The sequence below is a fragment of the Streptomyces sp. NPDC005899 genome (genome assembly GCF_040629645.1).
In the GTDB taxonomy this organism is placed as follows: domain Bacteria; phylum Actinomycetota; class Actinomycetes; order Streptomycetales; family Streptomycetaceae; genus Streptomyces.
This window is the reverse complement of sequence record NZ_JBEXWB010000270.1, coordinates 1-8795: the sequence shown is the minus strand read 5'-3', so window position 1 is coordinate 8795 and position 8795 is coordinate 1. Positions and strand designations below refer to the sequence as shown.

The following is an 8795-nucleotide window of genomic DNA, read 5'->3' as shown; positions in this document are numbered from 1 at the left end:
CACCCCGCGGGGTCGACGACGTGCACCGAGAAGTCGCCGGCGGGATGGACCGCCAGCAGCCGTGCCGCCACGGCGACCGCCGTCTCCATGGCGAGCCGGCGCACCTGGCCGCCGTCCGCCACCGCGGCGGCCTCTCCCGCCGCGCGCCCGCTGTCGATCCAGAGCCCGCGCTCCAGCGGGAGCCGGACCAGGAGCGGGATGCGCAGGTCCGCGCCCTCCGGCAGGTGGAGGTCGCCGAGGCGCAGGGCCATGGGGCTCTCCATCGGCACGCGGTAGGCGTGCCAGACGGGGTTGTCCCAGCCCGCGTACGCGGCGGGCAGCGCCGGCTCCACCACGGCGGACTCCGCGGCCAGCTGGGCGAGGTCGCGGTCGAGGGCCTCGCGCGCCCGGGCGGTCAGCTCGTCGCGGCGGGCCCGGGCGTCCTCCCGGGCCCGGTCGCCCGTGCCGCCGATGCGGCTCCGCGGGTCGGAGAGCGTCCGGTCCAGCTCCTGGTCCATCCGGGACTCGGCGAAGTCGGCGGCGCTGCGGTAGGCGGCGACGGCGCGGGCCAGGTCCTCGAACATGCCCCAGATCTGGTTGTACAGGCGCTCGTCCATGGACCAGCCGGTGGCGTCGCCGGCGACGGGCGGCGCGGGCTGCCCCGGGGCCGCGGCCGGGGCGGTCGGGGGCGGCGGAGGCGGGGGGGAGGTCTGGCGGCGGGGGTGCGCGTAGTCGATGGGACCGCCCGGCGTGAGGTCGGCCCGTGCCGCGGGGGCCGGTTCGGTGAGCGGTTCGGTGACCGGCGAGGAGGTGGGAGGCACGGGCGGCCGACCGGCGCCCGCCGACGGGCCGGAACCGGTGTGAGGCACCCGCTCCTCGTCCGGGGTGCGGGGCGGGGGCGCGACGTCCGGGGTGCGGGGCGGGGGTGCCACGGAACGGGCGAGCCCGGCGGCGACCGCCTCCTGTATCGCCCCGGCCAGCTCCGCGGCCCGGGAGACTCCCTGGTCGGCGAGCATCTGGGCGAGCCCGGCGGCATATCCCTGGCCGACGGCGCGGACCTTCCAGGCACCTTGCCGGCGGTAGAGCTCCAGGGCCGTCACGGCTGACTCCGTGTCCAGGCCCGTGAGGGTGAACGTCGCGATCTCGGTGCCGTCGAGTCCGGTGACGGCGACGAACGGCGCCGCGACGGTGCCGAACGTGGCGGGCCGTCCGGGACCGGTGGGCAGGGCCAGCAGCACCGTGACGCGGTGCACGGCGGCGGGCAGGGCGTCTAGGTCCACGGCCAGCCGGTGGCCGGCCGCGGCCTGCCGGGACACCTCCAGGCCGGGCAGCCGGTGCGCCCCGGGATGGGCGATCCACTCGGCGCCGCGCACCGTGCCGTGCTCGTCCGCCAGCGTGGCCCCCGCCACGACGGGCGAGCCCGCCGACACCCTGATCTCCAGTCGGGTCTGGGGCAAGGTGTGGTTCTGCCCCCGGACCAGCTCGGCCGTCATTGCCCTGTCCCCTCGACGTGCGGTGTGGTGCCCTGCCATGGGCGCAGCTCCCGGCGGCGGATGCCTCCGGGAGCTGCTCGTAACGGACGTGCGGACCCGGCCCCGTCCGGGCGGACCTGGGTCCCGTGGGTCTCCTCGGGTGCCTGCGAGGGCGCCTACAGGTGCGGCAGGATCGCCGGCATCAGGTCCTGGAAGGTCCGGCCGTTGGCCGGGTTGCCGAGGGCCGTCATCTGCCAGCCGTTGCCCGCGCGGTGCACCTTCGCCATGATCTGCGCCGTGTACTGGCCGCCCCCGTCGAGCGTGTAGCGGGCGAGCTCCTGGCCGTTGGTCTCGTCGACGATGCGGCAGAAGGCGTGTCGCACCTCCTGGAACGTCTGGCCGGTGAACGAGTTCACCGTGAAGACGATCTGGTCGATGTGGACCGGGACCCGCTGGAGGTCGACCAGGATCGCCTCGTCGTCGCCGCCCGAGCCGGCGCCGCCGACGAGGTTGTCGCCCGTGTGCTTGACCGAACCGTCGTCACTGACGAGGTGGCGGAAGAACACGACGTCCACGGGCTGCTTGTCGGCGAAGAGGACCGCCGAGGCGTCCAGGTCGATCTCCCTCGTACGCGAACCGAACAACCCGCGGCGCGGGGCCGCCTGCCAGCCGAGCCCCATCCGTACGGCGGTCAGGGTCCCCCCGTCGCTCTTCTGCAGGCTGATGGCCTGACCCTTGGTCATGTTGACCGTCACGCGCTGTCCCCTCTCCGCTTTGCCCCGCAGCCATCCTGTGCGGTTTCCCCGCACCCTACGCAGTCCGCGGGGGCCGCAAGCAGTGGTGGACCGTTTTTGTGTCGGTCCTGCAACACTGCGGGCCCCACGGGTCAGGCCAGCCCCGCCTCCCGCATCTGTCGCAGCTCCTTCTTCAGCTCGCCCACCTCGTCACGGAGCCGGGCCGCCACCTCGAACTGCAGATCCGCGGCGGCCGCCCGCATCCGGTCCGTCATCTCCTCGATGATCCCGGCGAGCTCCGCGGCGGGCCGGTCCGTGACGACCGCGCCGGCCGCCTTGGACTTCCCGCCGGGCGCCGTGGCCTGCCCGCCGAGGGCGGGCACCGGAGCCTTGGTGTTCTTCGCCTGGCGGTAGCCGGTGCCGAGCAGCTGCTCGGTGTCCACCTCCTCGCGGGCGATGGAGGCCACGATGTCGTTGATCTTCTTGCGCAGGGGCTGCGGGTCGACCCCGCGCTCGGTGTTGTAGGCGATCTGCTTCTCACGGCGGCGGTTGGTCTCGTCGATGGCCTGCGCCATCGCCGGGGTGATCTTGTCCGCGTACATGTGGACCTGCCCCGAGACATTGCGGGCGGCGCGGCCGATCGTCTGGATCAGAGAGGTGCCCGACCGCAGGAAGCCCTGCTTGTCGGCGTCCAGGATGGCCACCAGCGACACCTCCGGCAGGTCGAGGCCCTCGCGCAGCAGGTTGATGCCGACGAGGACGTCGTACTCGCCCGAACGCAGTTCGCGCAGCAGCTCGATGCGGCGCAGGGTGTCGACGTCGCTGTGGAGGTAGCGCACCTGGATGCCGAGCTCGAGGAAGTAGTCCGTGAGGTCCTCGGACATCTTCTTCGTGAGGGTGGTCACCAGGACCCGCTCGTCCCGCTCGGTCCGCCGGCGGATCTCGTGCACCAGGTCGTCGATCTGGCCCTCGGTGGGCTTGACGACGACCTCCGGGTCCACGAGCCCGGTGGGCCGGATGATCTGTTCCACGAAGCCGTCGCCACGGGAGAGCTCGTACTTGCCCGGCGTGGCGGAGAGGTAGACGGTCTGGTTGATCCGGCCGAGGAACTCCTCCCACTTCAGGGGACGGTTGTCCAGGGCGGAGGGCAGCCGGAAGCCGTGGTCGACGAGGGTGCGCTTGCGTGAGGCGTCGCCCTCGTACATCGCGCCGATCTGCGGCACCGTCACGTGCGACTCGTCCAGGACGAGGAGGAAGTCCTCGGGGAAGTAGTCGAGGAGGGTGTTGGGCGCGGTGCCGGGCGCGCGGCCGTCGAAGTGCATCGAGTAGTTCTCCACGCCGGAGCAGGTGCCGATCTGGCGGAGCATCTCGATGTCGTACGTGGTGCGCATGCGCAGTCGCTGGGCCTCGAGCATCTTGCCCTGCTTCTCCAGCTCGGCGAGGCGCTGCTCCAGCTCCTGCTCGATGCCGGTGACCGCCTTCTCCATGCGCTCCGGGCCCGCCACGTAGTGGCTGGCGGGGAAGACGTGGAGCGAGCGGTCCTCGCTGATGACCTCGCCGGTGAGGGGGTGCAGGGTGGAGAGCGCCTCGATCTCGTCACCGAACATCTCGATGCGGACGGCGAGCTCCTCGTAGACCGGGAAGATCTCGATCGTGTCGCCGCGGACCCGGAAGGTGCCCCGGGTGAACGCGAGGTCGTTGCGGGTGTACTGGATCTCGACGAAGCGGCGCAGCAACTGGTCGCGGTCGACCTCGTCGCCGACCTTGAGCTGGACCATCCGGTCCACGTACTCCTGGGGCGTACCGAGGCCGTAGATGCAGGAGACGGAGGCGACCACCACGACGTCGCGGCGGGTGAGCAGCGAGTTGGTGGCGGAGTGCCGCAGCCGCTCGACCTCCTCGTTGATCGAGGAGTCCTTCTCGATGTAGGTGTCCGACTGCGGGACGTACGCCTCGGGCTGGTAGTAGTCGTAGTACGAGACGAAGTACTCGACGGCGTTGTTCGGCAGGAGCTCGCGGAACTCGTTGGCCAGCTGGGCCGCGAGCGTCTTGTTCGGCGCCATCACCAGGGTGGGGCGCTGCAGCTTCTCGATCATCCAGGCCGTCGTCGCCGACTTGCCCGTGCCGGTCGCGCCGAGCAGGACGACGTCCTTCTCGCCGGCGCGGACGCGCCGGTCCAGCTCGGCGATGGCCGCGGGCTGGTCGCCGCTGGGCTGGTAGGGACTGACGACCTCGAAAGGCGCCACAGAACGTTCGATCTTCGAAACGGGCCGCATGCAACCACCGTACGACCCCCCACTGACATCGGTGCCCGCGGCGGGCTCCGGTGACCGTGGCCCTGTCGCCGGCCGGCACCCCCTGCCGGGGCTGTCCCGCGACCGGGCCGTCCGGCTGCCGGGTCCCGTCCCCCACGGCTCCGGGCCGGTGGGGCACGAGCCCGGCAGGAGCTCGGCCGGAAGCCCCCTCGGTGTCCGGCGGCGCCGGATCAGCGGTCCCGCGGCTGCCGGACCTCCCTGCGGGCCGTCCCCGCGGAGGACGTGTGCCGCCGCTGGACGGGGATGGCGGTGACCTGGCCACCGGCCGGGAGACCGCGTCCGGACGGACGGGCGCGGCCCTCGGGGCCGTCGGGGCCGTCCGTCACGACCAGCGGGTCGAACACCAGGACCACCCCGGCGAGCAGGAGGAAGCAGCCCGGGCCGATCATCATCGGGAGGAGCAGCGAGGTGGGGGTGTCACCGGTCGTACCGGTCGCGGCGCCGGGGTGCAGGTGCACCTGGAGGGCGGCCATCCCCGTGTAGTGCATGCCGCTGACCGCCACACCCATGACGACACCGGCGCCCAGGCTGGGCAGGAGGCCGCGGATGGACACCGCCGCCCACAGGGAGGCGGTCGAGGCCACCACCGCGATGACGACGGAGAGCGAGACGGTGAGCGTGTCGTAGGCGAACTGCCCGTCGAACTGCATGCCGGCCATGCCGAGGTAGTGCATCGACGCGACGCCGAGCCCGGTGATGGTTCCGCCGGTGACCAGCGCCATGGGGGTCGCGCCCCGGTAGCCGACGAGGAAGATGCCGACGCCGACCATGACGACCGCGACGGCGAGGCTGGCGAAGGTCAGCGGTCTGTCGTAGGTCACCGCCGCCTCCTCGACCGTGAAGCCCAGCATCGCGACGAAGTGCATCGTCCAGATCCCGGAGCCGATGGAGGTCGCGGCGAGGGCCAGCCAGCCCGCTCTGCGGGAGCGGCGCGCGTGGAGCGACCGCGTGGTGCAGCGCAGCCCCAGGGCCGCCCCCAGCCATGCCAAGAGGAAAGCCACGACCGGAGTCACGAAGCCGTAGCCGAATCCGTCAACTGTGCCCTGCATTCTGGTACGCCCTTCGCGGAAGCCCGGGTTCGGGGTGACCCTAAAGGGCAAAGCCCGGCAGGCAAACATAAGAGCGGCATCTTAGCCTTCACGTACTGCCGGGTAATCGGGTACCCGACATTTCGTTCACATCGTGGCCACCTCCGCCCCGTCGTCCGTTGGTGACCGGCTGCGACCGTCTGCGTGTCCGTCACCCGACGCGAGGAGTACACGTGTTCGTACGTACAGCAACCACCTCCACCGCCGTCGCCGTCCTGTTCGGCGGCTGCCTCCTGCTGCCCACCGCCCCGACGGGGGCGTCCGTCACCCCCTCGGCGGTCTCCGCCACCCGTTCCGCCCCGGTGGTCTTCGCCCACCGCGGGGCGTCCGCCTACGCCCCGGAGAACACCCTGGCGGCCGTCGACGCGGCCGACGGCCTGGGCATCACCTGGGTGGAGAACGACGTGCAGCTCACGAGGGACGGCGTGCTGGTCGTGGTGCACGACACGAGCCTGAAGCGGACCACGGACGCCGAGGAGGTCTTCCCGGGCCGCGCCCCCTGGGCGGTCAAGGACTTCACCGCGGCCGAGATCGCGAAGCTCGACGCGGGCAGCTGGTTCGGCGCCCGCTACGCGGGGGCCCGGGTGCCGACGCTCACCCAGTACCTGCGGCGCGTCGAGCGCAATCACCAGAAGCTGCTGCTGGAGATCAAGAGCCCGGAGACCTACCCGGGGATCGAGGAGGAGACCCTGCGGGTCCTGCGCCAGGAGGGGTGGCTGGACCGCTCCCACGTGAGGAACCGGCTGGTCGTCCAGAGCTTCGGTGCAGACAGTGTGAAAACCGTCCACGCGCGGCGCCCGGACGTCGTGACGGGCTTCCTCGGGACCCCAGCGGTGTCCGATCTGCCCGCGTACGCGGCGTTCACCGACCAGATCAACCCGTCGCACACGACGATCGACGCCGACTACGTCGCCTCGGTGCAGAAGCTGAAGGGCGCCCACGGAAAGCGGCTCCGGGTGAACACCTGGACGGTCAACGACGCCGTGCGGGCGGCGGAGGTCGCCGCCCTCGGTGTCGACGGCATCATCACCAACAACCCCGACGTCGTCCGGGACGCCACCCGCTGACAGCCCGCCGCCGGCCTCGGGGCGCCGCCGGAGAAACCGTCCCCGGGCACCGCTGTCGGTGCCCGGCCGTACGGTGGTCGCATGGACGGCGACGAGCGGGGCGTGCAGTGGTGTGTCGTGGAGAGCGGTATCGGGCCGCTCCTGCTCGCCGCGACCGCCACCGGCCTGGTGCACGTGGCCTTCCACGCGCGTCCCGCCGTCCGTGACCAGGCACTGGCCCGGCTGCGGGCCCGGCTCGGCGCCGAGCCCGTGCGGGCACCCGGATCCGCCCGGTTCGCGGAGCCGGTGCGCCAGCTCACGGCGTACTTCGCGGGCGGGCTGCGGGAGTTCTCGGTGGACCTTGACTGGTCCCTGTCCTCCGGCTTCAACCGCGAGGTGCTGAAGGAACTGGCGGCCGGTGTGCCGTACGGGACGGTCGTGGGGTACGGGACCCTGGCGGGCCGGGTGGGACAGCCGGGGGCCGCCCAGGCCGTGGGCGCCGCCATGGGATCCAACCCCCTCCCCGTGGTGGTGCCGTGCCACCGGGTGGTGGAGAGCGGCGGCGGGCTGGGCGGGTTCGGTGGCGGAGCGGAGACGAAGCGGCGACTGCTGGCGCTGGAGGGGATACTCCCCCAGCCCCTGTTCTAGGCCGCGTCCGCCCGGTCCCGGCCGGCCCCACGCCCGCCCGCGGCCCCGGGCCGCCCGCCTGCCGGTTTCCCCGGCACCCGGCACCCGCCGCGCCGGCTCCCGGCGGCGTCCGGGAGGGGCCCCCGCCGTCGCCGTCCTCCCGGGGCGTGGGGCGTGCGTCCGGCACGACCTGACGACGAACGCGGCGGCGGGCGTCAGGGGCGCGGTCCCCGGCGTGATCGTCTCCCGGTCCGGTGACGGCCGGCCGAACGCGGTCGCCGCCTGCCTGCCGCTCATGATGGCGGCCCTCGCGCCGTGCCGGGCGGCCGGACGCCCGGCGCGTCCGGGAAAGCCTGACCCGCCGGCCCGATTCACCCGTCCGGGTTTGCGGCCGCCCCGCCCGCGACAGAGATGGGGCATGCCATCGAACCCATCGGCACCCGGCCCTCGGGGCACCGGCCCTCACGCCCCCGTGCTCACCGGCGAGGTCAGGGAGGCACTGGAGGGGAACCGGCCCGTCGTCGCCCTGGAGTCGACGATCATCTCGCACGGCCTGCCCCGCCCCCGCAACCTGGCGGTGGCCCGCGAACTCGAGGAGCTCGTGCGCACGGCGGGTGCCGTGCCCGCCACGATCGCCGTACTGGACGGCAGGGCCCACGTCGGCCTGACGGACGCGCAGGTGGAACGCGTCGCGAACGATCCGGCGATGCGGAAGCTGGGCCACCGTGACCTCGCGCCGGCGCTCGCGCTGGGGGCGAGCGGAGCGACGACCGTCTCAGCGACGGCGTTCCTGGCGGCCCGGGCGGGCCTGCGTGTCTTCGCGACGGGGGGCCTCGGCGGCGTACACCGGGAATGGACCGCCACCCAGGACGAGTCCGCGGACCTCCGCCTGCTCGCCCGGACCGGCATCACGGTGGTGTGCGCCGGCGTGAAGTCGATCCTGGACGTGCCGGCCACACTGCAACGCCTCGAAACACTCGGTGTCGGTGTCCTCGGCTACCGCACGAAGGAGTTCCCCGGCTTCTACCTGCGCGGCTCGGGCGAACCCGTCGACTGGACCGTCGGCACGCCGGAGGAAGTGGCGGACGTGATGCGGGCCCGGGCGGCGCTGGGCGGCCCGCCCGCTGCCCTGATCGTCGCCAACCCCGTGCCCGAGGACCGGCAGCTCGACCCCGCCGTGCACGACCGGGTGCTCGCCCGGGCCCTGGAGGAATGCCGGGAGCGCGGCATCGTGGGGCAGGCGGTCACGCCGTTCCTCCTGGCGTATCTGACGCGGGAGACCGGCGGGGCGTCCCTGGAGGCCAACCTGGCGGCCGTACGCGGCAACGTCCGTCTCGCCGCCCTGATCGCCTCGGCCGCCGTCCGGTGAGCGGGGGCGCCCTGCTCGTCGTCGGCGAGGTGGTCACCGACGTCGTCGTACGCCACGGCCGCGCACCGGCCCACGGCACGGACACGCCGGCGCGCATCAGGACGCTGCCGGGCGGAGCGGGCGCCAACGTCGCCTGCTGGGCCGCCCGTTCGGGGTGCCGTGACG

7 protein-coding genes and 1 pseudogene are annotated in these 8795 nt (G+C 73.1%); 4 read left to right on the top strand and 4 right to left on the bottom strand.

Annotated elements, in window-relative coordinates:
* The 4 genes from ABZ371_RS24485 to ABZ371_RS24470 form a co-directional block, all read right to left on the bottom strand.
* The coding region (locus tag ABZ371_RS24485; protein WP_358683289.1) for a TerD family protein at nt 1–1472 on the bottom strand (1472 nt) is incomplete at its 3' end.
* A 155-nt stretch (nt 1473–1627) separates the two neighbouring features.
* On the bottom strand, nt 1628–2206 hold the full coding sequence (locus tag ABZ371_RS24480; protein WP_358683287.1) for a TerD family protein: 579 nt from the start codon (nt 2204–2206) through the stop codon (nt 1628–1630).
* Nucleotides 2207–2337: 131 nt separating this feature from the next.
* A complete protein-coding gene (uvrB, locus tag ABZ371_RS24475; RefSeq protein ID WP_358683285.1) occupies nt 2338–4461 on the bottom strand; it encodes an excinuclease ABC subunit UvrB in 2124 nt (707 codons plus the stop codon).
* Nucleotides 4462–4670: 209 nt separating this feature from the next.
* The gene (locus ABZ371_RS24470) at nt 4671–5549 is read right to left on the bottom strand and encodes an MHYT domain-containing protein (RefSeq protein ID WP_358683283.1); all 879 of its coding nucleotides are present in this window, start codon (nt 5547–5549) and stop codon (nt 4671–4673) included.
* Nucleotides 5550–5761: 212 nt separating this feature from the next.
* On the opposite strand from ABZ371_RS24470, the gene ABZ371_RS24465 reads away from it, so the two are divergent.
* From ABZ371_RS24465 to ABZ371_RS24450, 4 genes and pseudogenes are all read left to right on the top strand, one after another.
* Nucleotides 5762–6655 carry a glycerophosphodiester phosphodiesterase family protein gene (locus ABZ371_RS24465; RefSeq protein ID WP_358683281.1) on the top strand — a complete coding sequence of 298 codons (894 nt, stop codon included), beginning with the start codon at nt 5762–5764 and terminating at the stop codon, nt 6653–6655.
* A gap of 81 nt (nt 6656–6736) precedes the next feature.
* The gene (locus tag ABZ371_RS24460; RefSeq protein WP_358683279.1) at nt 6737–7282 is read left to right on the top strand and encodes a methylated-DNA--[protein]-cysteine S-methyltransferase; all 546 of its coding nucleotides are present in this window, start codon (nt 6737–6739) and stop codon (nt 7280–7282) included.
* 397 nt (nt 7283–7679) lie between these two features.
* Entirely contained in the window at nt 7680–8630 is a 951-nt protein-coding gene (locus ABZ371_RS24455; protein ID WP_358683277.1) for a pseudouridine-5'-phosphate glycosidase, read from the top strand.
* Nucleotides 8627–8795, top strand: a pseudogene (locus ABZ371_RS24450) (sugar kinase); the annotation flags it as partial. The gene ABZ371_RS24455 and the pseudogene ABZ371_RS24450, both read left to right, overlap by 4 nt.